The 22,924-nt window shown below is 62.3% G+C and carries 22 protein-coding genes; 10 read left to right on the top strand and 12 right to left on the bottom strand.

Features of this window, described 5'->3' with window-relative positions:
- The first annotated feature begins 1 nt into the window (after nucleotide 1).
- From ACX1DW_RS08675 to ACX1DW_RS08655, 5 genes are all read left to right on the top strand, one after another.
- Nucleotides 2-397: a MerR family transcriptional regulator gene (locus tag ACX1DW_RS08675; protein ID WP_102840899.1), complete on the top strand. Its 396-nt coding sequence runs from the start codon at nucleotides 2-4 to the stop codon at nucleotides 395-397.
- Between the two features lie 86 nt (nucleotides 398-483).
- On the top strand, nucleotides 484-633 hold the full coding sequence (locus tag ACX1DW_RS08670; RefSeq protein WP_172974163.1) for a hypothetical protein: 150 nt from the start codon (nucleotides 484-486) through the stop codon (nucleotides 631-633).
- Nucleotides 634-741: 108 nt separating this feature from the next.
- Nucleotides 742-864 (top strand): cytochrome c biogenesis protein ResB, encoded by a 123-nt coding sequence (locus tag ACX1DW_RS08665; RefSeq protein WP_218276905.1) that lies wholly within the window; start codon nucleotides 742-744, stop codon nucleotides 862-864.
- A 209-nt stretch (nucleotides 865-1,073) separates the two neighbouring features.
- A complete protein-coding gene (locus tag ACX1DW_RS08660; RefSeq protein ID WP_458993232.1) occupies nucleotides 1,074-2,090 on the top strand; it encodes a sterol desaturase family protein in 1,017 nt (338 codons plus the stop codon).
- A 92-nt stretch (nucleotides 2,091-2,182) separates the two neighbouring features.
- Nucleotides 2,183-2,431, top strand: coding sequence for an FmdB family zinc ribbon protein (locus ACX1DW_RS08655; RefSeq protein WP_063543918.1), 249 nt, complete (start codon nucleotides 2,183-2,185; stop codon nucleotides 2,429-2,431).
- A gap of 59 nt (nucleotides 2,432-2,490) precedes the next feature.
- On the opposite strand, the gene ACX1DW_RS08650 is transcribed toward ACX1DW_RS08655, so the two are convergent.
- Entirely contained in the window at nucleotides 2,491-2,913 is a 423-nt protein-coding gene (locus ACX1DW_RS08650; protein WP_458993231.1) for a DUF2141 domain-containing protein, read from the bottom strand.
- Between the two features lie 370 nt (nucleotides 2,914-3,283).
- Between ACX1DW_RS08650 and katG the strand changes: the two genes are divergently transcribed.
- Nucleotides 3,284-5,518, top strand: coding sequence for a catalase/peroxidase HPI (gene katG / locus ACX1DW_RS08645; RefSeq protein WP_458993230.1), 2,235 nt, complete (start codon nucleotides 3,284-3,286; stop codon nucleotides 5,516-5,518).
- Between the two features lie 92 nt (nucleotides 5,519-5,610).
- Here the strand turns inward: katG and ACX1DW_RS08640 are convergent, their stop codons facing one another.
- Entirely contained in the window at nucleotides 5,611-6,501 is an 891-nt protein-coding gene (locus ACX1DW_RS08640) for a LysR family transcriptional regulator (protein WP_458993229.1), read from the bottom strand.
- 84 nt (nucleotides 6,502-6,585) lie between these two features.
- On the opposite strand from ACX1DW_RS08640, the gene ACX1DW_RS08635 reads away from it, so the two are divergent.
- Nucleotides 6,586-7,368: an NAD(P)H-dependent oxidoreductase gene (locus tag ACX1DW_RS08635; RefSeq protein WP_458993228.1), complete on the top strand. Its 783-nt coding sequence runs from the start codon at nucleotides 6,586-6,588 to the stop codon at nucleotides 7,366-7,368.
- A 5-nt stretch (nucleotides 7,369-7,373) separates the two neighbouring features.
- Here ACX1DW_RS08635 and ACX1DW_RS08630 read toward each other — a convergent pair whose 3' ends face one another.
- The 3 genes from ACX1DW_RS08630 to ACX1DW_RS08620 form a co-directional block, all read right to left on the bottom strand.
- The gene (locus ACX1DW_RS08630) at nucleotides 7,374-8,684 is read right to left on the bottom strand and encodes a methyl-accepting chemotaxis protein (protein WP_110777560.1); all 1,311 of its coding nucleotides are present in this window, start codon (nucleotides 8,682-8,684) and stop codon (nucleotides 7,374-7,376) included.
- A 180-nt stretch (nucleotides 8,685-8,864) separates the two neighbouring features.
- Entirely contained in the window at nucleotides 8,865-9,263 is a 399-nt protein-coding gene (locus tag ACX1DW_RS08625; protein WP_458993227.1) for an ester cyclase, read from the bottom strand.
- Between the two features lie 104 nt (nucleotides 9,264-9,367).
- Complete coding sequence (locus tag ACX1DW_RS08620; protein WP_458993226.1) at nucleotides 9,368-10,471, bottom strand: DUF2855 family protein; 1,104 nt, start codon at nucleotides 10,469-10,471, stop codon at nucleotides 9,368-9,370.
- 73 nt (nucleotides 10,472-10,544) lie between these two features.
- On the opposite strand from ACX1DW_RS08620, the gene ACX1DW_RS08615 reads away from it, so the two are divergent.
- Both ACX1DW_RS08615 and ACX1DW_RS08610 read left to right on the top strand, forming a co-directional pair.
- Nucleotides 10,545-11,177, top strand: coding sequence for a TetR/AcrR family transcriptional regulator (locus tag ACX1DW_RS08615; protein ID WP_458993225.1), 633 nt, complete (start codon nucleotides 10,545-10,547; stop codon nucleotides 11,175-11,177).
- A 161-nt stretch (nucleotides 11,178-11,338) separates the two neighbouring features.
- Nucleotides 11,339-12,082, top strand: coding sequence for a class I SAM-dependent DNA methyltransferase (locus tag ACX1DW_RS08610; protein ID WP_458993224.1), 744 nt, complete (start codon nucleotides 11,339-11,341; stop codon nucleotides 12,080-12,082).
- Between the two features lie 37 nt (nucleotides 12,083-12,119).
- On the opposite strand, the gene ACX1DW_RS08605 is transcribed toward ACX1DW_RS08610, so the two are convergent.
- The 3 genes from ACX1DW_RS08605 to ACX1DW_RS08595 form a co-directional block, all read right to left on the bottom strand.
- Entirely contained in the window at nucleotides 12,120-12,815 is a 696-nt protein-coding gene (locus ACX1DW_RS08605) for a GNAT family N-acetyltransferase (protein ID WP_458993223.1), read from the bottom strand.
- Nucleotides 12,816-12,922: 107 nt separating this feature from the next.
- The gene (locus ACX1DW_RS08600; protein ID WP_458993222.1) at nucleotides 12,923-13,273 is read right to left on the bottom strand and encodes a TfoX/Sxy family protein; all 351 of its coding nucleotides are present in this window, start codon (nucleotides 13,271-13,273) and stop codon (nucleotides 12,923-12,925) included.
- A gap of 76 nt (nucleotides 13,274-13,349) precedes the next feature.
- Entirely contained in the window at nucleotides 13,350-14,072 is a 723-nt protein-coding gene (locus ACX1DW_RS08595) for an FMN-dependent NADH-azoreductase (RefSeq protein ID WP_458993221.1), read from the bottom strand.
- Nucleotides 14,073-14,189: 117 nt separating this feature from the next.
- On the opposite strand from ACX1DW_RS08595, the gene gcvA reads away from it, so the two are divergent.
- The gene (gene gcvA, locus ACX1DW_RS08590; protein WP_458993220.1) at nucleotides 14,190-15,095 is read left to right on the top strand and encodes a transcriptional regulator GcvA; all 906 of its coding nucleotides are present in this window, start codon (nucleotides 14,190-14,192) and stop codon (nucleotides 15,093-15,095) included.
- 23 nt (nucleotides 15,096-15,118) lie between these two features.
- Here gcvA and ACX1DW_RS08585 read toward each other — a convergent pair.
- The 4 genes from ACX1DW_RS08585 to ACX1DW_RS08570 form a co-directional block, all read right to left on the bottom strand.
- Nucleotides 15,119-16,299 (bottom strand): IS3 family transposase gene (locus ACX1DW_RS08585; protein WP_197674156.1). Its coding sequence is split into 2 segments (ribosomal slippage): nucleotides 15,119-16,044 and nucleotides 16,044-16,299, totalling 1,182 coding nucleotides; the frame shifts between segments, so codons are not numbered across the junction.
- A 715-nt stretch (nucleotides 16,300-17,014) separates the two neighbouring features.
- A complete protein-coding gene (locus ACX1DW_RS08580; RefSeq protein WP_458993219.1) occupies nucleotides 17,015-17,851 on the bottom strand; it encodes a RelA/SpoT domain-containing protein in 837 nt (278 codons plus the stop codon).
- Between the two features lie 133 nt (nucleotides 17,852-17,984).
- Nucleotides 17,985-19,232, bottom strand: coding sequence for a ribonucleotide-diphosphate reductase subunit beta (locus ACX1DW_RS08575; protein ID WP_458993218.1), 1,248 nt, complete (start codon nucleotides 19,230-19,232; stop codon nucleotides 17,985-17,987).
- A gap of 295 nt (nucleotides 19,233-19,527) precedes the next feature.
- Entirely contained in the window at nucleotides 19,528-22,410 is a 2,883-nt protein-coding gene (locus tag ACX1DW_RS08570) for a ribonucleoside-diphosphate reductase subunit alpha (protein ID WP_230486024.1), read from the bottom strand.
- Nucleotides 22,411-22,924: the final 514 nt, after the last annotated feature.

The following is a 22,924-nucleotide window of genomic DNA, read 5'->3' as shown; positions in this document are numbered from 1 at the left end:
CATGCCTCTAACCATCGGCAAGCTCAGTCAGGCCACCGCGGTGAACGTGGAAACCATTCGCTATTACGAGCGCATCGGGCTGCTCGCGGCGCCGGCGCGGACGTCGTCCGGCTACCGTACCTACAGTGAGCAGGACGCCGCCCGATTGCGTTTCATCAAGCGCGGGCGGGAGCTCGGGTTTTCCCTCGACGAAATCCGCACCCTGGTCGAGCTGGCCGACCAGCCGGGACATGCCTGCACCGACGTCGATCGCCTGGTACAGACGCATCTGGTGCAGGTACGTCAACGCATCGCCGACCTGCAGCGGCTCGAAGCGGAGCTGCAGCGCCTGGCGGGCTGCAGCGAGTCGTCGGTCCGCGAGTGCCGCATCATCGAAGCGCTCTCGGCGGCCGATTGATGGATGAGTGTTGCCGGTTCTGGCGAACCTCCGGCGCGATCGGCGGCTCCAAGGCTATGTACACGCACCAGCAAAGGCCCGTTGCCATGATCGACCCAGACGACCCGCTCAAGGACGGCCTGACGCCGCCGGACTACGACGAATACGGCGATGTTCCGGATTCGGGCGAGAACGATACCGAGCCGGATGACGACTCCGGCGAAGAAGCGAATCCGGGTCAAAGCCCGCTCGGATAATCCTCGGCCAGGCTGCTCGACGCATGGCACCCCGACTGGACAATTGGCGCTGCCCAGCCTAAAAAGGCGCGCTGCGCAGCAGCAGTGTTCAACGGAGGCAGCCCCATCGTGAGAAAGAAGAAGCCCGTCGACCCCGTCCGGCAAGCAGAAAAGAATCGCGCCCACCGGATCGGCTGGCTGATTGCCCTGGCCGGCATCCTGGTGGGCTTTGCCCTGGTGATGAGCAAGTAAGCGCTGTTCGCGTTTCGTGGAAGGCCGGCGCTCCCTGCCGAATCACCCGCAGCCCGGCTACGGCGGGGCTGTTTCCATTGCCGCGTGCTGATGGGTAACCGCGCCGAGACGAGCAAGTTGTCTGCAACTTTTGTCTGATAAGCGTTCGCATATACGAATGGTTCCGCACGCTTCTATAATCCGCCACCTTTTTTCCGAGGCGGCCGGGCGTGGGCGTTTCCGAATCATTCCAGCACTATGTTCTTGACCCGATCCTGCTGCAGTTCAGCAGCCTGTTCGACCTCAACGGTCGGCTCGGCCTGCTTTTCCTCGGGGTGTCCTATGCCGTTGCCTACTTGCTGTTCCGCTATCGAAAGCGCCTCGGCCTGACCGAGGCCGCGTCGTTCTGGCGCTTTCTCGGGGGTTGGCAGGTGCACTGGCATCCATCGGCCCGCCTGGACTATCGCTACTACTTCGCGCGGGGCGTACTAAAGGTCGCGCTGGTGGTGCCTGTGGTTGCGCTGGTCGACCCATACATCCTGCGCTCCGGCGACTACGCGGCATTCTTCACCAATCTCTGGGGCGCGCGGCCGCAGCTGGGACAGCATCTGTCACTGTCGCTGCTCTACGGGCTTGGCGTGTTCATCATCAGCGACTTCGCCAGCTATTGGGTGCATCGCGCGTTTCACTGCGGCTGGCTGTGGGAGTTCCACAAGGTCCACCACTCGGCACCGGTGATGGTCCCGTTGACCGCCAGCCGGGTGCACTTTCTGGAGAAGATCGTCGGCCGGCTGGTCGACCTGGTGCTGCTCGGCCTCTACGCCGGCGTGTTCTGGTATGCCTGCGGCGGCGAGATCAGTCGCTACACCCTGTTCGGCGTGACCTATCTGGTATTCATCTTCAACGCGCTGGCCTCCAATCTGCGGCACAGCCATGTCTGGCTGTCGTTCGGCCCGCGGCTCGAGCACATTTTCAACAGCCCGGCGCAGCACCAGATCCACCACAGCGACGCGCCGCGACATTTTCACAAGAACTTCGGCACCAACCTGTCCATCTGGGACTGGATGTTCGGCACGCTCTACGTCACCAATAGCACACCAGAGGACATCCGCTTCGGCACCGCCGAGCAGGACGCGCACCGCTATCTGACGCTCTACAGCCTGATCGTGTTGCCATTTGTGGATACCGTCCGCAAGTTTCTGCCGGCGAGGGCGCCGAGCGGCGCGGCGCAGCGCGGCAGGAGCTGAGTGCGGGACGGATTTGCTCGTACAATCGTGCGCCATCCGCGGCCGGGCAACGGAGCCCTGAGCCGATCTGCGCAACAAACGAGGGGAAAACCATGCCGACCTACGACTATCGCTGCGAAGCCAACGGTCAGGTTTATGAAGTCCGCCATCCCATGGCCCTGCGTCCGAAGACCTGGGGCGAGCTGCGCGCCGCCTGTGCGCTGGCCGAGGATGTGTCGATTCCAGACGATGCGCCGGTGACCCGGCTGATGACCGCCGCCGGGGTGGTGAACAGCCGGGTGCTGAAGAACCCGGAAGCCCCGGCCTGTGCCCGCGGCGGTTGTGCCGGTAATTGTCGCTGAGCCATCGCCGCGTTTGACCGCGAGCCGTTGGCGGCGAGTCGGGGCCGAGTCGACGGTCGCTAGTAGCGCATCTTCAGCTCAATCTGTGCGGGATCGTCGGCGGTCACCGCGAAGGCGCTGTCCTCGTAGGACGGTGGGCCCATCACCTTTGGGTTGTTCGATAGTCCGTAGCCTTCGGTGGGGAACATGCCGAAGCGCAGGTCCAGCCGACCGTTGTCGTTCTCGTCGTGATAGGCCAGTACGGCGTAGCGGCCGGGCGGCACGTCGTCGAATGTAACGGTCACGGTACCGGCTTCGGCCTTGGCCTTCCGTGCGGTGAAGGCCTGGTTGTCCTTGCGGAAGCTCTTGGCATCGGAATACACCGCCACGGCCGCCTGGCCCCGATCATGCTGCAGCCCGTTGAGCGTGACCTGCAATTGCTGCGCATGTGCCGCAGGTGCGGCAAGGGCGAGGGCAATGCCCAGAGTCGAAAGTGTCTTCATGCTGTGCTCGTTCAATTCACGGTGGCTGAAGTCGCCGCCCTTCATGCAAGGGCCTGGCTGGCGGCAGCTGGCTCGATCGGCGGACATCTTCCAGCAACAAGCGAAGCGTTGTCCACGCATGCGGCCCTGCTCAGGGTGAAAGACCTTCTATCACCTCGATAGGGAAGTTTCATGGTCGTCGCTACAGGGACGTTGTCGGACTACGTAACGCGTCTACATCGGGGCTTTGGCGCATGTGCGTCGGCATCCGGCCGCACCGGAACACGGTCAGCTGGCGTTCCGCTCGCATCCGCCCTTTGATCCCGGTGCTACGTTTTCCTGAGTGGTGCCTGGGCGCACCTGGACCATAACCAGCCGTGAGGAACAGAAGATGAACGCCGAGTCTGGAGAAAACAATGCGAGTGGTGGTTGCCCCTTCGGTCATGGTGCCGGGACGCCACGCAAGCGCATCACCAACCGGGACTGGTGGCCCGAGGCGCTCAGCCTGACGTCGCTCAACCAGCATTCCCCACGCTCCAATCCTTACGGCGGCGATTTCGACTACGCCGCCGCCTTCAATTCGCTCGATCTCGATGCGGTGATCGCCGACCTGCACGAGGTGATGACAGATTCGCAGGACTGGTGGCCAGCCGATTTCGGCCACTACGGCGGCCTGTTCATCCGCATGGCCTGGCACAGCGCCGGAACCTACCGGATCACCGACGGCCGCGGCGGCGCCGGCGGCGGCCAGCAACGCTTCGCCCCGCTCAACAGCTGGCCGGACAACGCCTCGCTGGACAAGGCGCGGCGCCTGCTCTGGCCGATCAAGCAGAAATACGGCCGCAAGCTGTCCTGGGCCGACCTGTTCGTGCTCACCGGCAACGTCGCGCTGGAATCCATGGGCTTCAAGACGTTCGGCTTCGGCGGCGGGCGTGCCGATACCTGGGAGCCGGAAGAGCTCTACTGGGGGCCGGAAGGCACCTGGCTAGGCGACGAGCGCTACAGCGGTGAACGCCAGCTACACCCCGGCCTGGGTGCGGTGCAGATGGGGCTGATCTACGTGAATCCGGAAGGCCCCAACGGCAACCCGGACCCGAAGGCCGCGGCCATCGACATCCGTGAAACCTTCGCCCGCATGGCCATGAACGATTACGAGACCGTGGCCCTGATCGCTGGCGGCCATACCTTCGGCAAGACTCATGGCGCCGGCGATCCCTCGCTGATGGGGCCGGAACCGGAAGGCGCGGTGATCGAGGACCAGGGCCTGGGCTGGCGCAGCCGCTTCAAGACCGGCATCGGCGCCGATGCGATCACCTCCGGCCTGGAAGTGATCTGGAGCCAGACCCCGACGCGCTGGTCCAACTACTTCTTCGAGAACCTGTTCAACTTCGAGTGGGAGCTGACCAAGAGCCCGGCCGGCGCGCATCAGTGGGAAGCCAAGGACGCGCCGGAAATCATTCCGGACCCCTTCGACCCGAACAAGAAGCGCAAGCCAACCATGCTGACCACGGACCTGTCGCTGCGCTTCGATCCTGAGTACGAGAAGATCTCCCGGCACTTCCTGGAAAACCCGGACGAGTTTGCCGACGCCTTCGCCAAGGCCTGGTTCAAGCTGACGCACCGCGACATGGGCCCCATCGGCCGCTACCTCGGCCCGTTGGTGCCGAAGGAGCCGCTGATCTGGCAAGACCCGATCCCCGAGTGCGACCATCCGCTGATCGACGAGGGCGACATCGCCGCACTGAAGCAAAAGCTGTTGGGCATGGGCTTTTCCGTCTCCGAACTGGTGTCGGTGGCCTGGGCTTCGGCCTCGACCTACCGGGGTTCCGACAAGCGCGGCGGCGCCAACGGTGCACGCATCCGCTTCGCCCCGCAGAAGGACTGGGAAATCAACAACCCGCCACTGCTGGCCAAGGTGTTGGAGAAGCTCGGCGAGATCCAGAGCGCGTTCAACGCTTCGGCCACCGGCGGCAAGAAAGTCTCCATGGCCGACCTGATCGTGCTAGCCGGTTGCGCGGCGGTCGAGAAGGCGGCGAAGGACGGCGGCGTGGACATCAGCGTGCCGTTCACGCCAGGTCGGATGGATGCCGAGGAGGAGTGGACCGACGCGCAGTCCTTCGAAGCGCTGCGCCCGGCCGCCGATGGCTTCCGCAACTACTACCACGAGTCCAGCTTCATGGCGCCGGAGGAAGCGCTGGTGGACAAGGCGCACCTGCTGCGCCTGAGCGCACCGGAGATGACCGTGCTGGTTGGCGGCATGCGCGTGCTGGGCACCAACGCCGGTGGTAGCCAGGATGGCGTGTTCACCCAGCGCGTCGGCGTGCTGTCCAACGACTTCTTCGTCAACCTGCTGGACATGAAGAACGAGTGGACCGCCACCGAGCACAAGAACCGCTTCCAGGGCCTGGACCGCAAGACTCGCCAGCCCACCTGGACGGCCACCCGCGTCGATCTCATCTTCGGCTCGCAGTCGGAACTGCGTGCCCAGGCCGAGGTGTACGGCATGGCCGATGGTAACGAGAAGTTCGTCCACGACTTCGTCAAGGCCTGGGACAAGGTGATGAACGCCGACCGGCTCGACGTCGGCAAGCCGGCCGACAACTTCAGCCAGAAGCTCTCGGCGTAAGAAGGGCGGCGGCGTCTCAGGGCGCCGCCGCAGCGCCGCATCGGTTTTCACGCCGCCGCATCCCGGCCGGCAGTTACCTGGTGAAGCGGCGGCTATACCGCACTAGCGATCTGCTCGCGCAGCCATTGATGGGCCGGGTCGCGATGGGCGCGTTCATGCCAGAGCATGGCCATTTCGTAGCCTGGAATCTTCAGCGGCGCTTCGACGACCTGCAGTGCAGCGCCTTCAACCAGCCGTTCGGGCAGCATGGCCACCAGGTCGGTGCTTTCCAGCACCGAGCGCAGGAACAGGAAATGCGGCACCGACAGCACCACGCGCCGTTGCAGGCCATGCGTGGCCAGTGCATCGTCCGTAGCACCGTGAAAGCCGCCGCCATCCGGCGAGACGATCACCTGATCCAGCGCGCAGAACTGTTCTAGCGTCGGCCGTCGCCGCAGACGCGGATGCCCGGTACGGCCGGCCAGCACGTAACGCTCGGTGAACAGGACGCGGCGGCGCAGGTTGGACGGCGAACCATCGACGGTGTGCAAGGCGAGGTCGATATCACCCTGTTCCGCCTGGCGGGCGATGCGCGAAGGCTGCATCTCGACCACGGCGAGGCGGGTGCCCGGTGCGGCGGTCCGCAGGCCGGCCAGAGCGGGCAGCACAATGGCGGACTCGCCATAGTCGCTTGCCGCGATGCGCCAGAGGTTCTGCGCCGCGCCAGGGTCGAACGGGCTGGCTGGGGCGACGGCTTGCTCCAGTGCCTCCAGCGCCAGGCGCAAGGGCTCGCGCAAGGCTTCAGCCCGTGCGGTCGGCCGCATGCCTCGTGGCCCAGGTATCAGCAGAGGATCGTCGAAGATGTCCCGCAGCTTGGCCAGGTGCACGCTCACCGAGGGCTGGGAAAAATTCAGGCGCTCTGCGGCGCGGGTGACATTGTGCTCGGCCAGCAACACGTCCAGGGTCACCAGCAGATTCAGATCGAGGCGTCTGAGATTATTCACGGCAATACCTGAGATATGGCTTATTCATTTCAAACATACATGGGCAAGCGACATTCTGCAGCAGTCCCGCTACGGAGGTTTCCCATGAATGTTCTGCTTGTTTATGCCCATCCCGAACCGCGCTCGCTGAATGGCGCGCTGAAGGAATTCGCCATCCAACGTCTGCAGGCGGCTGGCCATCAGGTCCAGCTTTCCGACCTCTATGCCATGGGCTGGAAGGCCGCGATCGACGCCAGCGACAATCTGGATCGCGACCCCGAAGCGCGTTTCGATGCTTCCGAGGATTCCCGACGCGCGTTAGCCAGTGGCCGGCAGAGTCCCGATATCGCTGCCGAGCAGGACAAGCTGCGCTGGGCGGATGCGCTGATCCTGCAATTCCCGCTCTGGTGGTTTTCGATGCCGGCGATCCTCAAGGGCTGGGTCGACCGGGTATATGCCTACGGTTTCGCCTATGGCGTCGGAGAGCACTCGGATGCCCGCTGGGGCGATCGCTACGGCGAGGGCTCGATGGTCGGCAAACGGGCGATGCTGATGGTGACTACCGGCGGCTGGGAATCACACTACAGCCCGCGGGGAATCAACGGGCCCATCGAGGACCTGCTGTTCCCCATCCATCACGGCATCCTGCATTACCCGGGCTTCGATGTGCTGCCACCGTTCCTCGTGCACCGCACCAGCCGTGTCGACCGGGCCCGATTCGACACACTCCGCGACGAGCTGGGCAAGCGCCTGGACGAACTCTGGCGCACTGAGCCCATCGCCTATCGCAAACAGAACGGCGGCGACTATGACATTCCGGCGCTGACGCTCAGGGCCGAGGTGGCGCCAGGGCAGGTCGGCTTTGCCGCGCATGTCGAACAGCCGTAACGTCGTCAGAGTTCCTTGGCGAACCGTTCGACCGCGCTGACCACCTGCTTGGCGGCGTCCTGAATCTCGACGATCACCGCACCGGCCTGGTTGGCCAGCCCCAGGCCCTGCACCGCCTGTTCGCGGCTGGCGAACATGTTGCGCACCGCCTCGTCGGCCAGCGCCTGGTTCTGTTGCACCACATTGACGATCTCGTCGGTAGCGGTGCTTGTGCGCGCGGCCAGCTGTCGAACCTCGTCGGCCACTACCGCGAAGCCGCGACCCTGGTCGCCAGCCCTGGCCGCCTCGATGGCCGCGTTCAACGCCAGCAGGTTGGTCTGTGCGGCGATGCCGCCAATGGTCTGGACGATGGAGCTGATCAGCAGCGACTGCTTGCCGAGCGCCTCGATGCCATCGGTGGCGGACTGCACCTGGTCGGTGATCTTCTGCATCGTCACCAGGGTGTCCTTCACCACACTGGCGCCGCGCTCGGCACTGACGTCGGTCTGCAGCGAGATGTCGTAGGCGACGCCCGCGGCTTGTCGCACCTCGGCCTCACGCATGACCTGATCGGTCACCACATTGGCGAACTTGACCACCTTGTAGAGGTTGCCTTCGGTGTCGTGCACCGGGTTGTAGGTCGCCTCCAGCCAGACCTCACGGCCATTGCGGTCGACACGCCTGAAACGGTCGGCGATGTACTCGCCGCGATTGAGCTTCTGCCAGAACGCCTTGTAATCCGCCGAAGCGGCATCTTCCGGCATGCAGAACAGGCTGTGGTGCTTGCCTTTTAGCTCCGCGAGCGAATAGCCCATGGTCTGGAGGAACTGCTCGTTGGCCGTGACCACCGTTCCGTCCAGATTGAACTGGATAACCGCGGTCGAGCGCAGCAGCGCGCTGATGAATGCCTCGTTCTCCTTCGCCCGGTATACGGCCTCGCTGATGTCGCTGCCGAAACCCTGAATATGCGAAAGCTTTCCGTCGGCGGTTGCGATGGGATACCAATGGATCTTCAACCAGGCGAGGCTGCCATCGGCTCGCAGGTAGCGGTAGTCATCGCTGATCGGCTCGAGCTTGGCCACGGCGGCGCGAAAGTTGTGAAAGCAGGGCAGGTTCTTCACATAGGGCGGAACGATTTCGGCCAGAGGGCGGCCTTGGAGGTGCCCGTGCGAGTAACCCAAGGTTCGGGCGAATCGATCATTGAACGCGCAGATCCTGGAATCTGCATCCAGCGTGAGCGAGAGCATGTCACTGTTCATCTTGCCCATGAGCTGGCGCAGGATTGCCAGCTCGGCCTCCTTGGCTTCCAAATCCTTTTTCAAGCGGCTACTAAACATGCAGGGCATCCAATCGATCTAGTTGTGCTTCCGATATCGGCGAAGCGTGCGGGCGCTTGAGCGACTTCCGAGTCGCGTCAGCGAAAGCCGTGGAACCGACGCGGTGCGTGCCGAAGCGGAAGCATGAAAGGGTGCGACTACCACGCGTTGGTCTTCGCCCCACATGTGATGTGGGCCGTCCTAGCCCTCAGAGCTGAGCTGATCGCCAACTGCCTTCTTGTCGATTACCGACCACACGTTGCGGATCTTTCCCTCGAGGAACTCGTAGAAGACGTTTTCGGTAAAGACGACTCGCCTGCCATTCACCGCAAAGCCAAACAGCTCGCCTGTGGGGGTGCAATCGAACCGCAGCTGTGCCGCCACATGGGGCGGCTCGATGATGAGCAGCCCGATATTGAACTGCAGGTCGGGGATCGCCCGAACGTCGGCCTCAAGCATCTGGCAATAGCTATCCAGCCCGACGAACTGGCCGTTGTAGTGCACCTCGTCATCGACGAAGCGCTCCAGCTCCGCCCAGCGCCTGCCGTTCAGACAGGCGATGTAGCCCCGGTAGCAATCAGCCATCTCGTCGCCAGTCATGATCGTTCCCCGCAAAGAAAGCCCGATAGTCAGGCTAGCGATTGGCTCGATATACGCCAGTCGCATCTAACGGTCGCGCTCGCTGTGGTTATCCGATTACCTGGTCAGTCGAGCACCACGGCGTGACCCTCCAGCGGATTGATGTCGCCTTTGATCAGGGATTCGGCCAGCGCCTGTGCGGCCTCTAGGCCAGCGTGTTCGTTCACCTGCATCCAGGGCTGCTGCGCATCGCTAACCTGAGCGATAAAGGCCAGCTGCGCCTCGTTGAAGCGGCGGGTTACCTCGGCGGGACCCCAGTCGGCGTTGCGTTTCTTGATCTGATAGGGCGCGAAGTAGGGCTGTGGCTGCGGACCGGCCAGCGTTGCGTCCGTCTTTCTGTATTCGTGGTTCTGGGCTGACCCGGCGAAGCAGTCGTACACCAGCGCATCCTTGAAATGGCTGTGGATCTGCCGGCGTAGATCGGCGCTGCCGGAAAAGTCGACGTAGAGCGTGGGCACGCTCGGGTCCAGCGAAGCGAGCTGGTCGTAGCCCAAGGCCTGATGGTAGCAACCCAGGCCTTGCACGAAGTCCGTGTTGCTGGCGGAAGTCAGCCCGATCAGCTGCACCGCCGGGTTGTTCTGCAGGCAGAACGCCGTGCCGTACGCGGTCTTGCTCGAGGCGCTCGACATCAGGATCTGGCGCGCGCCGAAGAAGGCGTTGTCGTCGAGGAAATCGGCCAGCATGAACGAGGTGATGAACAGTGGTCGCAGCAGCATCTGGTAGTTTTCGCTCTCTGCGCGATAGGCGGCGTCGCTGCTGATGCGTTGGTACTGGTTGTAGGCCGAGGTGAGTTCCAGTCGATGCTCGGCACCGTCATAGAAACCGCGCTCGGAGACGCGTACCGGCTGCATCACGACATGGCTGGCAATCGGCCAGAAGCCGTAGAAGCGTTCGCCCTTGGCCAGGCCATCGACGGTGCTCTCCACGACTTCGGCGAAGCCCCACGCCGGCATGTGGAACCAATCGCCATCGCCGGTGGGGTAGAAGTCCCAATAGCGCAGGTGAGGCGTCTCACCGAATGCGGCGTAGGTGACGTTGTTCGTGGTCAGTGCCAGCCGGCTGATACGCAGCAGGGCTTCGCCGGGTTTCAGCTCCGGCATCGGTCGGGTCTGAATGCGGGTCTGCTGCATGTCTTTCTTGTTGTTCTGCAACTGGCGGATGACGCTCATCGATGGCACCTTGGGTTCGTAAATGGACGGCTTCGACTCTATCCCTTTCGTTTCACCGCCGGGTTCGGATTTCATGAGCACACGATTGCCGAGCGCCAAGCCGCTCAAACGGCCGACTCAGCAGCGCGCCAAGGCCACCGTTCAGGCGATTTTCGACACCTATGTTCGGATATGGCAGCGCGACGGCTGGTCTCGATTGACGACCCGAGCGGTTGCCCTGGAGGCCGGCGTGGCCATCGGCACGCTGTACGACTACTTCCCCAACAAGCATGCGCTGCACTCGGGCTACGTGCGCTATTGCGTCGAACAGTTGCTGGACGCCATCGAAGCGCAAGCGGTAGCGCCGACCGCGCTTGCCTGGCCCGAGCGCATCCGGCGACTGGTCCGCACCCTTGCCGGGGTCGAGTCACGGCTGCCCTGGTTCCACCCGGATATGCTCGAACTGGAAACGCTGGTGGCCGAGCCCAAGCATCAGCGTCGGGCCTACGAGGATCTGTTGGGCGCCTGGCACCGGGTCATCGATGCGGCGCCTGACCTTCCGGTGCGTCCCTCGCCAGCGACCTTGGAAGCGCTGCATCTTTCTGTATGGGGCGGCCGCCGCTACGCCATGCTGGTGCAGCTCGAAGCGGATCGCATGATCGATTGGGCCAACTGCATGGAACAGCTGTGCCTGGACAGGCTCGCGGGGCCGGTCGCCCCTGCCTGAGCGTGATCGGGCGAGTCCAGCCCGCTCAAAAAGGCGGTGAGCTTTAGACCCGTAAAGCTGAGCAACCCGTATGGACGCCTCGGCTCAAGCGCAAATGCCGGGCGAATCGCAGCCGACCGGGATAATATGCGCGCCCCATCGACCCCGCACTTTAGGTCATCATGCCCGGCGACGCCCTCTATACCGACTTGTCGGGTTATTACGACCTCATGTGCGCGGACATCGACTACCGGGCGCAAAGCCACTGTGTCCAGCGATTGCAGCAGCTGTTCGGCAACGGCGGGACGAGGCATCTGGACCTGGCCTGCGGCACTGGCCCGCACGTCCGCCATTTCATCGATGCCGGCTATACCAGCGGCGGGCTCGACATCAACCAGCCGATGCTGGACAGAGCCGCCGCACGCTGTCCGGAAGCGCAATTTTCCCTGCAGGACATGTGTGGCTTTGCAGTCGAGCAGCCGGCCGATCTGATCACCTGCTTTCTTTACTCCATCCACTACAGCGCCGGGCTGACCAGACTCGAGTCGTGCATCGCCAGCGCGCATGCCGCGTTGGCCCCCGGCGGGCTGTTCTGCTTCAACGCCGTGGACAAGCGCCGGATCGACAACGCGTCATTCGTCTCGCACACGGCCCGGCATGCGGACGGCCTGTTCACCTTCAGTTCCGGTTGGCACTACTCGGGTGAAGGGGAGCAGCAACTGCTGAAGTTGCGCATCGGCAGAACCGCGGCGGATCAAAGCCAGGTATGGATCGACGAACACAGGATGGTGGCGGTGAGTTTTGCCGAGTTGCGCGCGCTGCTGGAGCAGTACTTCGAGGTGCATGTGCTCGAGCACGACTACGAAAAGATCGTGCCCTGGGACCAGGCATCCGGGAACGCGATATTCGTCTGTGTGAAGCGCTGATCAGCAGATCGCGCCCGCGGCGAGTTTGGCGGGGCAGTCAATGCAGGCGCTTGGCCGAGGTGTGGGCATCGATCAGATGACTGGCCTGCTGTGCCAACTGATCGAGCAGCCGGTCGCGCTGTTTCTCCGCCTCGCTCATCGCCTTGCGGCCGTTCTGCTGCACCAGGTAGCTGTAGATCTGCCGGACTTCCTTGGACTGGAAGATCGGCTCCAGATCCTGCACCGCCACCGCACCGTTCGAAGCCTCGTTTCGCGTATTCATCACCACCTGCGGGCCGCGCGCCGCCAGTGGCTGAAAGCCGAGCTTCTGGAAATAGGGCACCTTGCTCGCTACGCAGGCCACTTCGGCATGGGGATAGCGCGCCACCATCGCGTCGACCATGGCCCGACCGATGCCCCGCCGGCGATGCTTGGCCTGCACCGCCAGATAAACCAGCGCACAGGCGTCGGGATCATCCAGATAGGGCAGGTACAGCGCGAAACTGAGCAGGATAGCCGGGTCGTCCGCATCCAGCGCCATGATCAATTCGGGCTTGCCGGCTTGCGCACCGTCCATGCTGTCCAGGTAGCGGTGCACCTCGAAACCCACCACGTACTGGTACAGCTGATACAGCGGGTTGCTGGGCTGCAGCGAAACCGGGCTGATGTCACCGAGATAATCCACCACCATCTGCAGCACCTGGCTTTTCAGCGATTCCGGCGGCGGGGTGTCGAGGTGGGTGAGGGTGAACATGGCGGTGCTCCGGGGCGGTACGAAAAATGGCGCATTGTACCGGGCGGTATGCGACTGGCCAGGTGAAGCCGCAGGGCGATCGATGCTACGAACGATGCAGTCTGCCGCTATGGGGTAGCCGTATCTGGCTTTTTCTTCCTCGGCTTGCGCGGTGAGGGCACCGGCAAGTGCTGCGCCGTCTCGATCACCAGGCGGCGCAGCACGTCGGCATCGTCCAGTAGCTCGTCGGCTACCGGATACAGCTTTGCGCCAGGGTAAGGCGGCCGCTGCGGCAGCTGCGGCGCAAGCGCTGCAGCCGCCGGGGTGGGTTTGATGAACAGGCTGTTGTCGCAGACCAGCGCGACGACCTTTTCATCCAGGTAGACGGCGTACTCGCCGAACATCTTCCGGTAACTCAGCCTGCCGCCCAGGTCGATCTGTTCGGCCACGTATTGCATGAAGCTGGTATCGGTCGCCATGCGTGCTCCGCTGTCTCCACCCGTGTCGGCCGTAGAGCGTAGCGTGGAAAACGGAATGCTTTCCACGCATGGCCCGCTACATCGCAGCGCACTCCGCCCGCCGGTGAGCGTCAGGCAAGGGGGCCTCGACCGTTGCCTGGAGTCTGCTGACCAGCGTATCGACCTGATGCAGCGCCTCGGCCACCGAACTGGCCAGCAGCTCGCCACCGATTTCCTGCCCTTCGATGGCGATCTGATGGATGCGGGTGATGCCGATGAAACCCAGCGCGGTCGCCAGGTTCGGCTCCAGATGGTTCATGTGCGCCATCGCGCCGCCGGGGCCGAAGCCTACGCCGCCCCGGGCGTTGAGGATGACCGCGTGCCGCTCCCGATCCGCCAGCATGGGCACGTAGGGATCGAGCGGGTTGCTCTCGTCCATGCCGACCGTGCGGTTCAGGCGCACCACCTGATCGATCCAGGCCTTGAGCGCCGCCGGCATGCCGAAGTTGTAGAGCGGCGTGCCGATGACCAGCACATCGGCGGCCAGCAGTTCGTCCACCAGCCTGTCGCTTTCGGCCAGCGCGTCGTTCATCCACGGCTCCCGGCGCTCCTCCGGGGTAAAGGCCGAGGCAATCCAGTCATGGCTGACGAAGGAGGGCGGGTTCTGCCCGATGTCCCGGTAGGTCACGACATCCTGCGGGCGACGGGCCAGCCATTGGCTGACGAAGTGCTGGCTGAGGTTGCGGCTGTGGGAACCGTGTTCGTCCTTGCCGGCAAGGCCGGGGCGGGCGCTGGCATCGAGGTGCAGAAGGTGCGTCATGGCGAATCTCCTCTGTAAAAGAATTCATCTGTCATTCGCGGCAGAGTTAGCCTAGGGCTAGGCTCTACGGGCGACAAACGACGATTTCTTCGAGATACAGATGAGGAAAACTCAGCCATGGCGCACCGTTGGTTACCCTCGCTTTCCGCCTTGCGCGCCTTCGAAGCGGCCGCCCGGCACGAGAGCGCCAAGCAGGCCGCGGAGGAGCTGTCCGTCACTGCCACGGCGATCAGCCACCAGATTCGTTCGCTGGAGGAGTCGCTCGGCGTCGCGCTGTTTCTGCGCAAACCGCGCAAGCTGGAACTGACCGATCAGGGACGCGAGCTGCAACAGACGCTGGAAGCCGCGTTCGACAGCATCAGCGCCACGGTCGAACGCCTGAGCGCGAAGCCCTGCCGCCAGGCGATCACCCTCAGCACCACACCGGCCATCGCGGTGCGCTGGCTGGTGCCCTGGGTCTGCCTGCTACGCGATTCCCATCCGGATATCGACCTGCGTTTCCACACCTCCCATGAACCGGTTGCGCTGGATGGCGTCACGGCGGATATCGCCATCCGCTACGGCGATGGCCGCTGGCCCGGGCTGGTGGCGGAGAAGCTGTTCGACAATACCTTCGTCCCGGTCTGCAGCCCGCACCTCGGCTTGCGCAATGTAGCCGAGCTGCCCCAACACCCGTTGATCCACTTCCGCGCGCAAGCCGCCTTGTCCGCGCCGATTCATTGGGCGTCGTGGCAGAAACTCGCCAACGTGCCGGGGCTGGATGTGAGTGCCGGGCTGGTCTTCTCCGACGAGACCCACGCCATCTCCGCCGCCATCGGCGCGCAGGGTGTGGCGCTGATGAGTCGGCAGCTGATCGAGGATGAACTGAGGGAAGGGCGGCTGGTGCAACCGTTCGGGCCGGAGATGGAGGGCAAGCCGTTTCATCTCGTGTATCCGGAGAGCCGAAGGGATGACCCGACGGTTCGGGCAGTGAGGGAGTGGGTAATGGCCGTGCCGGGTGGGTTGTGTGAGCTGACTGGCTGATTCGCCGAAGCGTAGTGTAGTGGTCAACTAATTCCGGACACCTCGATAGGTGGTTTCGACGCCATCGCCCGCTCGTAAACGGTCGGTGGCAGATATCCCAGTTTCGAGTGCAGCCGCTCGTTGTTGTAAAACCCAACGATGTATTCCACGATGTCACGTATCGCTTCTGCGTGATTGGCGTAGTCGCGGCGCCATACCCGCTCCATTTTCAAACTCAGAAAAAAGCGTTCCATCACTGAGTTGTCCCAGCAGTTACCTTTACGGCTCATGCTTTGCTGCATGTCATTTCGCGCCAGCAACGCTCTGTAGCTTGCGCTGGCGTACTGGCTACCGCGATCCGAGTGGGCGATCAGGCCAGGTGGCGGTTGACGCTGAGCAATTGCCAGCTGCATTGCACTACACACCAGCTCGGCAGGCATGTTCGGGGCCATGGACCAACCCACGATCTTGCGTGAGAACAAATCCAATACCACAGCCAGGTACAGCCAGCCGCTGCGGGTCCGGATGTAGGTAATGTCCGCTACCCAGGCCTTGTTTACCGCCTCAGGCTCGAATTGACGATTCAGTACATTGTCGGCAACTGGCAGGTCGTGCTTGCTATCGGTCGTGTGCACAAACTTACGCTTCCAAGCCGAACGCAGGCCGTTGGCACGCATCAAGCGACGAATTTTATAAACGCCGATTTCCATACCCTTGGCGCGCAACGCTTTACGTAACGGACGGCTCCCATAGCAGCCGCCACTCGCATCAAACGACGCTTTGAGCTGCACGGTCACGGGGCAAACCGATGCTGGCGTGTCGGCACGCCTGTTTGCCTCGTAGAACCCCGATCGGCTGACCCCCAGCAGCCGACAGACATACGCCACCGAATAAGCCTTCTGTTGCAGCTGCCGAACCAGGCGATACGTTACTTCAGCTCGCGGGCAAAGAAGGCGGTGGCTTTTTTTAATACATCGTTATCCATCTTGAGCTGGCGGTTTTCCTGCTCCAGCTGCCGGATTCGCTGCTGTTCGGATGTTAGTGGTTTACCGATCCCGGGCTGACCCAATTGCTCAGCCTCGTACTGCTGAACCCAGCGCCGGACGGCTGTCTCACCAATATTCAGATCGCGACAGACCTGCGGAGCGGTCAGCCCCTGGTCCTTGATCATCTTCACGACTTGCAGCTTGAAGCTGTCGTCGAATGTCCTGCGTTTGGTGGTCATGAAAAACTCCTCGATAGATGCATTTTCCACCTATCGAGGTGTCCGGGGAAATTAGACCACTACATAGGGTGGAAAACGGCGAAGCCTTTTCCACGCGTTACTTCTACCTGCTCGGATCGTTTCCGAGTTGCTTCAGGCATTTGTTCCGCCCCGCTGGGCGGGTCCCTTTTGGCAGTCGCCCCAAAAGGAACCAAAAGGTCTTGCCCCTGCATGCGGCCCTGCGCTTCGCTCCGGGTGCGTTCGCTCCATCGCCATTCCAGGGGCACGCCGCGAAGGGCCATCCCTGGCCCATCGCGGCTCTCGCGGCATCCATGCCGCTCAACCCCTTCCACGGCGATTCCGCTCACCCTCCTGAAGGGGCGGTTCGTGTCGCCTGCCGGTCCGTACAGAAGAAATAGATAATCCAAAGGACTCTCGGGCGACTCGGACTCCGATCCCCTTCAGGAGGCCGAGTGGAGGTGCTGCGTAGGGGGACGAACCGCATGGATGCGGCGAGAGGCTTAAAGGGCCATGGATGGCCCTTGTAAGCCGGCCCCCGGAGCAGCGCCGGAGCGAGGGAAGTCTGGCCGCAGGCCAGACCCGGATGCCGGGGTGGCCTTCTCTTTGGTTACTTTCTCTTGGCCAGACAAGTGAAAGTGACTCGCCGTGCAAGGCGAAACCTATCGGTGGGGCCGAGGAAAGCGGGGCGAGGGATACCGAGCGGCGAGCCGGCAGATCAAAAAATAAATCTGTCCCCTTTTTTTCCGATGAAGTATTTTTCGTCTTTTGCTGATCCTAGTGTGGTGATCGTTGCGTTATAGGCTTGCAACATTTCCTTGACGTGAAGTTGGTTTGCGAGCCTGCTAATTTCGCTGACTAGTTCGTCTTTGGATATGGGCGTTTCTGGAACGGAAGGCGTACGCTCTATCGCTGCAATAGCGGTGCCCATTAATGAGAAAAAACGGAGCCAATCTTGGCTGCCTTGATTGGATTTAAGGGCTTGCTTGGTAAAAATTCCGACAGCCTCTACAGCTGTTGCCCAAGCGTGTTGCATTTTGGAGCGAATTTGCACTTCAACTCTCAAGCCGGAATATACGGAGGTTTCTTCTCTGGTCCCTCGATATTCATAAACAAGATGATAGCAGCGATACCCATCGGGTTTCGGGTTTGAGATATAATCCTTTTCGTTTCTGAATTTATGGTCAAATCTGCTGGTTTTGTATTCGTTGGCGAGTGTATAAACGTCTTTTAGCTTAGAGAATATTGCGCGGCAGCCTGCAATATCTTGCATCTGGGTCATGCGCATTGTCGACTTGCTGACAAGCTTCTTGTGAATGGACTCTAATCGCTTCGATCGTTGGGCAACGATCGCTTCGCGCTCAATTTTTCTTGCTTTTTTTCTTAGGGTGATCTGGAAAGTATTAAGAGGGTATGCGTGGGACGAGCGCCAATTGTTAATGATCGATAGGTACTCTAGATCTTCCTCGTTTGTCACCGGAAACTCCATGGTAGCGAGTTTTCTGGCAGCAGCATTGATTTGTTCTGGCTTAAACTCCGGCTTTGCCCACGCCATGTATCTGTTCCCCGCTAATTTGTAGTGGCAACGAAAATAAAGCCCCGCACAAGGCGGGGCTTTGGTTTCTCGCTACCCCAAACATCCATTTCAGGTAAAGCGCTCTTAACCTTTGTAGTGCGTCGCCGGCGAATCAATCCCAGCTCAACGCCCCACCAGTCTGATACTCAATAACCCGCGTCTCGAAGAAGTTCTTCTCCTTCTTCAGGTCCATGATCTCGCTCATCCACGGGAACGGGTTGGTAGTGCCTGGATACTCTTCCTTCAAGCCAATCTGCGTCAGGCGACGGTTGGCGATGAACTTGAGGTAGTCCTCCATCATCGCGGCGTTCATGCCGAGTACGCCACGGGGCATGGTGTCACGGGCGTATTCGATTTCCAGCTGGGTGCCCTGGAGGATCATCTGGGTCGCTTCGTCCTTCATTTCGGCGTCCCACAGGTGCGGGTTCTCGATCTTGATCTGGTTGATCATGTCGATGCCGAAGTTCAGGTGCATGGATTCATCGCGCAGGATGTACTGGAACTGCTCGGCGGTGCCGGTCATCTTGTTGCGGCGGCCCATGGAGAGGATCTGGGTGAAGCCGCAGTAGAAGAAGATGCCTTCGAGTACGCAGTAGTAGGCGATGAGGTTCTTCAGGAACTGCTTGTCGGTCTCCGGGGTGCCGGTCTGGAAGGTCGGGTCGGAGATGGAGCGGGTGTACTTGAGGCCCCAGCTGGCCTTTTTCGCGACGCTCGGGATCTCGTGGTACATGTTGAAGATCTCGCCTTCATCCATGCCCAGCGATTCGATGCAGTACTGGTAGGCGTGGGTGTGGATAGCCTCTTCGAAGGCCTGGCGCAGGATGTACTGGCGGCACTCGGGGTTGGTGATCAGGCGGTAGGTGGCCAGCACGAGGTTGTTGGCGACCAGGCTGTCGGCGGTGGAGAAGAAGCCGAGGTTGCGCTTGACGATGCGGCGCTCGTCTTCGCTGAGGCCGTCCTTGCTCTTCCACAGGGCAATGTCGGCGTTCATGTTCACTTCCTGCGGCATCCAGTGGTTGGCGCAACCATCCAGATACTTCTGCCAGGCCCAGTCGTACTTGAAGGGGACGAGCTGGTTGAGGTCGGCGCGGGCGTTGATCATGCGCTTCTCGTCGACGCGCACACGGGCGGCTTCGCCTTCCAGTTCGTTGAGGCCTTCGCGCACGTCCAGTTCGTCCAGCGCGCGCTTGGCGCGGGCGATGGCGTCGGAGTCGTCAGCGGCAACGGCGCGGGCTTCTTCCACGGAGCCGGCGGCTTCGTTGTCCAGCTTGGCGGTGGCCTGGCTCGCCGGCTGTGCGGCAGCGGTGGCCGGCGCGGCGGTGGTGTTTTCTTCTTCGTCGAATTCGTCCCAGCTCAGCATGTGCAATTGCTCCTGATTGGGGACCGGGGCTTGGCCGGTCGGATGTATGGGTGGCTTTTGGTTGTGCACGCAAAAGCGCGGAATCTGGTTTGGTGCTGCGTGCCATCGAGTGGTAACGGTGGATGTGGAAAGCGACATCCACCCTACGAATCAGGCCACTCGGTGCGAGCGTGGAGCTGAGCGAGTGGCTGCTAGGCGGCTGCCGAGCCGGAACCCCTGAGCGTACAGCTGTACGTGATGGGGTCCGGTTTGGCGGCCAACGCCGCAGACGCCGCTCAGCTACGCGCGACTTCTATTACTGGCAGGCTTCGCAGTCGGGGTTATCAATACTGCACGCCAGCGGCACCGGAGCCGGCTTCGGCTCTGCAGCCGGCGCGGCGCTGGCGGAGTTCGCCGCCTCGCTGCCACCACTGGACACGGCATTCAGCTTGCCGGTGTTGATGGTGGACTTCTCGGTGCTGGTCGCGGCCAGGGCACGGAGGTAGTAGGTGGTCTTCAGACCACGGTACCAGGCCATGCGGTAGGTCACGTCGAGCTTCTTGCCCGAGGCGCCGGCGATGTACAGGTTCAGCGACTGGGCCTGGTCGATCCACTTCTGGCGGCGGCTGGCGGCGTCGACGATCCAGCGGGTTTCCACTTCGAAGGCGGTGGCGTACAGGTCCTTCAGGTCCTGCGGGATGCGCTCGATCTGCTGTACGGAGCCGTCGTAGTACTTGAGGTCGTTGACCATGACCGGGTCCCACAGGCCGCGGGCCTTGAGGTCGTGGACCAGGTACGGGTTGATCACGGTGAACTCGCCGGACAGGTTCGATTTGACGTACAGGTTCTGGTACGTCGGCTCGATGGACTGCGACACGCCAACGATGTTGGAGATGGTCGCGGTCGGCGCGATGGCCATGATGTTGGAGTTGCGAATGCCTTTCTTCACGCGCTCGCGGATCGGCGCCCAGTCCAGGGATTCGGTCAGGTCGACGTCGATGTACTTCTGGCCACGGGCCTCGATGAGGATCTGCTGCGAATCCAGCGGCAGGATGCCCTTGGACCACAGCGAGCCGTCGAAGCTGGAGTAGGCGCCACGCTCGTCGGCCAGGTCACAGGAGGCCTGGATGGCGTAGTAGCTGATGGCTTCCATGGACTTGTCGGCGAAGTCGATGGCGGCATCGGAGCCGTAGGCGATGTGCTGCAGGTACAGGGCGTCCTGGAAACCCATGATGCCCAGGCCCACCGGGCGGTGCTTGAAGTTGGCGTTCTGCGCCTGCGGCACGCTGTAGTAGTTGATGTCGATGACGTTATCGAGCATGCGCACGGCGGTGCGCACGGTGCGCTCCAGCTTGGCTGAATCCAGCTTGCCGTCGACGATGTGGTTGACCAGGTTGATCGAGCCCAGGTTGCAGACGGCGATCTCGTCCTTGTTGGTGTTCAGGGTGATCTCGGTGCACAGGTTGGAGCTGTGCACCACGCCGACGTGCTGCTGCGGGCTGCGCAGGTTGCACGGGTCCTTGAAGGTCAGCCACGGGTGGCCGGTCTCGAACAGCATCGAGAGCATCTTGCGCCACAGGTCCTTGGCCGGCAGGGTCTTGAACAGCTTGATCTTGCCGTACTTGGTCAGCTCCTCGTAGTACTCGTAACGCTCCTCGAAGGCGCGGCCGGTGAGGTCGTGCAGGTCGGGGACGTCGGACGGGGAGAACAGGGTCCACTGGCCGTCGTCGAAGACGCGCTTCATGAACAGGTCCGGAATCCAGTTCGCGGTGTTCATGTCGTGGGTACGACGACGGTCGTCACCGGTGTTCTTGCGCAGCTCGAGGAATTCCTCGATGTCCAGGTGCCAGGTTTCCAGATAGGCGCAGACCGCGCCCTTGCGCTTGCCGCCCTGGTTGACCGCAACGGCGGTGTCGTTGACCACTTTCAGGAAGGGCACGACGCCCTGGCTCTTGCCGTTGGTGCCCTTGATGTAGGCACCCAGCGCGCGCACCGGGGTCCAGTCGTTGCCCAGGCCGCCGGCGAACTTGGACAGCAGGGCGTTATCGCGGATGGCGTCGTAGATGCCGCCCAGGTCGTCCGGCACGGTGGTCAGGTAGCAGGAGGACAGCTGCGGACGCAGGGTGCCGGCGTTGAACAGGGTCGGCGTCGAAGCCATGTAGTCGAAGGACGACAGCAGGTTGTAGAACTCGATGGCGCGCGCTTCCTTCTGCTCTTCCTCGATGGCCAGGCCCATGGCCACGCGCATGAAGAAGATCTGCGGCAGTTCGAAGCGAATGTCGTTCTTGTGGATGAAGTAGCGGTCGTACAGGGTCTGCAGGCCGAGGTAGGTGAACTGCTGGTCGCGCTCGTGGTTCAGTGCGGCGCCCAGCTTGGCCAGGTCGTAGCTCTTGAGCTTGGAATCGAGCAGCTCGAACTCGACGCCTTTCTCGATGTAGGCCGGCAGGGCCTTGGCGTAGAGGTCGGCCATCTCGTGATGGGTGGCGCTTTCGGCTACGCCGAGGAAGCCCAGGGCTTCGGCACGCAGGGTGTCCATCAGCAGGCGCGCGGTGACCTGGCTGTAGTTCGGCTCGCGCTCGACCAGGGTGCGAGCGGTCATCACCAGCGCGGTGTTGACGTCCTTCTCGGCCACGCCGTCGTAGAGGTTCTTCAGGGTTTCACGCTCGATCAGCGCACCGTCGACTTCGGCCAGGCCTTCACAGGCCTCGGTGATGATGGTCTGCAGGCGGCCCATGTCCAGCGGCTGCTGGCTGCCATCGGCGCGGGTGACGCGGATGCTCGGGTGCGGCTGGGCGATGTCGCTGCTGCCGCTGGCGCTCTTGCGCTTGACGGCCTGGGCTTCGCGGTAGATCACGTAGTCACGGGCGACCTTCTGCTCGCCGGCACGCATCAGGGCCAGTTCGACCTGGTCCTGGATTTCTTCGATATGGATGGTGCCGCCGGAGGGCATGCGACGGCGGAAGGTGGCGGTGACCTGCTCGGTCAGGCGCGCAACGGTGTCGTGAATACGCGAGGAAGCGGCAGCGTTACCGCCTTCCACTGCGAGAAAGGCCTTGGTGATGGCGACGGTGATCTTGTCGTCGGTGTAGGGGACGACGGTACCGTTGCGCTTGATCACGCGCAGCTGGCCCGGGGCGGTAGCCGCCAGATCCGGTGCATCGGCTGACAGCGGGTTCTCGCGAGTGGATTGGTTTTGCATGGGGGCTCCGGATTCTATTTTTTGATCGCGTTCTGAGTCTGTCTGCGCAGGCCTGGTCGGGCCCTCGCGTCGTTATTGCATGAACCTGCCCCGCATCGCGGCGCATGGTGGTATCGCAAGGAAAATAGTCCTGACTCGGCCGCTCACGAGCTAAGTCGTTGCCGGAAGGATAGTCAGGCTGGAAAAACTGTCAACACAATATGTTGTGTTTTGTTATGGGTCAGAGCACAGCTACTGGTTCTGCGCCTGAAGTCAGGGAGACGACTGTCGAAGGCTTGCATTAATGCTTGACCTGAGGCTGCCGACGGTGTTGCAGAGCAGTGAGACGCGTGGCGATAGCCTAGCGCTCGAAAAAGTCTCAATTGTGTCACTTGGCCCGTCCAGGCCCAACATCTAGGGCCTGCGGCGCGCAAGGGCGACAAGATAATGCTGGCTTGAGGCCAATGCAAGGCAGTCTGCCGGGATAACCTGTGGATAAGGTGTGTGCGGTTTGTGGGTGAAAGCTGGGCGTCCG

It is taken from the genome of Stutzerimonas sp. KH-1, from assembly GCF_054483855.1.
The sequence above is the reverse complement of the archived record's forward strand: the minus strand, read 5'-3'. Positions and strand labels throughout refer to the sequence as shown.

What these genes read in the sequence shown, in the direction of transcription:
- ACX1DW_RS08675 (WP_102840899.1), top strand. Translation starts at nt 2, where the DNA reads ATGCCTCTAACCATCGGCAAGCTCAGTCAGGCCACCGCGGTGAACGTG.
- ACX1DW_RS08670 (WP_172974163.1), top strand. Translation starts at nt 484, where the DNA reads ATGATCGACCCAGACGACCCGCTCAAGGACGGCCTGACGCCGCCGGAC.
- ACX1DW_RS08655 (WP_063543918.1), top strand. Translation starts at nt 2,183, where the DNA reads ATGCCGACCTACGACTATCGCTGCGAAGCCAACGGTCAGGTTTATGAA.
- ACX1DW_RS08650 (WP_458993231.1), bottom strand. Translation starts at nt 2,913, where the DNA reads ATGAAGACACTTTCGACTCTGGGCATTGCCCTCGCCCTTGCCGCACCT.
- katG (WP_458993230.1), top strand. Translation starts at nt 3,284, where the DNA reads ATGAACGCCGAGTCTGGAGAAAACAATGCGAGTGGTGGTTGCCCCTTC.
- ACX1DW_RS08635 (WP_458993228.1), top strand. Translation starts at nt 6,586, where the DNA reads ATGAATGTTCTGCTTGTTTATGCCCATCCCGAACCGCGCTCGCTGAAT.
- ACX1DW_RS08630 (WP_110777560.1), bottom strand. Translation starts at nt 8,684, where the DNA reads ATGTTTAGTAGCCGCTTGAAAAAGGATTTGGAAGCCAAGGAGGCCGAG.
- ACX1DW_RS08625 (WP_458993227.1), bottom strand. Translation starts at nt 9,263, where the DNA reads ATGACTGGCGACGAGATGGCTGATTGCTACCGGGGCTACATCGCCTGT.
- ACX1DW_RS08620 (WP_458993226.1), bottom strand. Translation starts at nt 10,471, where the DNA reads ATGAGCGTCATCCGCCAGTTGCAGAACAACAAGAAAGACATGCAGCAG.
- ACX1DW_RS08615 (WP_458993225.1), top strand. Translation starts at nt 10,545, where the DNA reads ATGAGCACACGATTGCCGAGCGCCAAGCCGCTCAAACGGCCGACTCAG.
- ACX1DW_RS08610 (WP_458993224.1), top strand. Translation starts at nt 11,339, where the DNA reads ATGCCCGGCGACGCCCTCTATACCGACTTGTCGGGTTATTACGACCTC.
- ACX1DW_RS08605 (WP_458993223.1), bottom strand. Translation starts at nt 12,815, where the DNA reads ATGTTCACCCTCACCCACCTCGACACCCCGCCGCCGGAATCGCTGAAA.
- ACX1DW_RS08600 (WP_458993222.1), bottom strand. Translation starts at nt 13,273, where the DNA reads ATGGCGACCGATACCAGCTTCATGCAATACGTGGCCGAACAGATCGAC.
- ACX1DW_RS08595 (WP_458993221.1), bottom strand. Translation starts at nt 14,072, where the DNA reads ATGACGCACCTTCTGCACCTCGATGCCAGCGCCCGCCCCGGCCTTGCC.
- gcvA (WP_458993220.1), top strand. Translation starts at nt 14,190, where the DNA reads ATGGCGCACCGTTGGTTACCCTCGCTTTCCGCCTTGCGCGCCTTCGAA.
- ACX1DW_RS08580 (WP_458993219.1), bottom strand. Translation starts at nt 17,851, where the DNA reads ATGGCGTGGGCAAAGCCGGAGTTTAAGCCAGAACAAATCAATGCTGCT.
- ACX1DW_RS08575 (WP_458993218.1), bottom strand. Translation starts at nt 19,232, where the DNA reads ATGCTGAGCTGGGACGAATTCGACGAAGAAGAAAACACCACCGCCGCG.
- ACX1DW_RS08570 (WP_230486024.1), bottom strand. Translation starts at nt 22,410, where the DNA reads ATGCAAAACCAATCCACTCGCGAGAACCCGCTGTCAGCCGATGCACCG.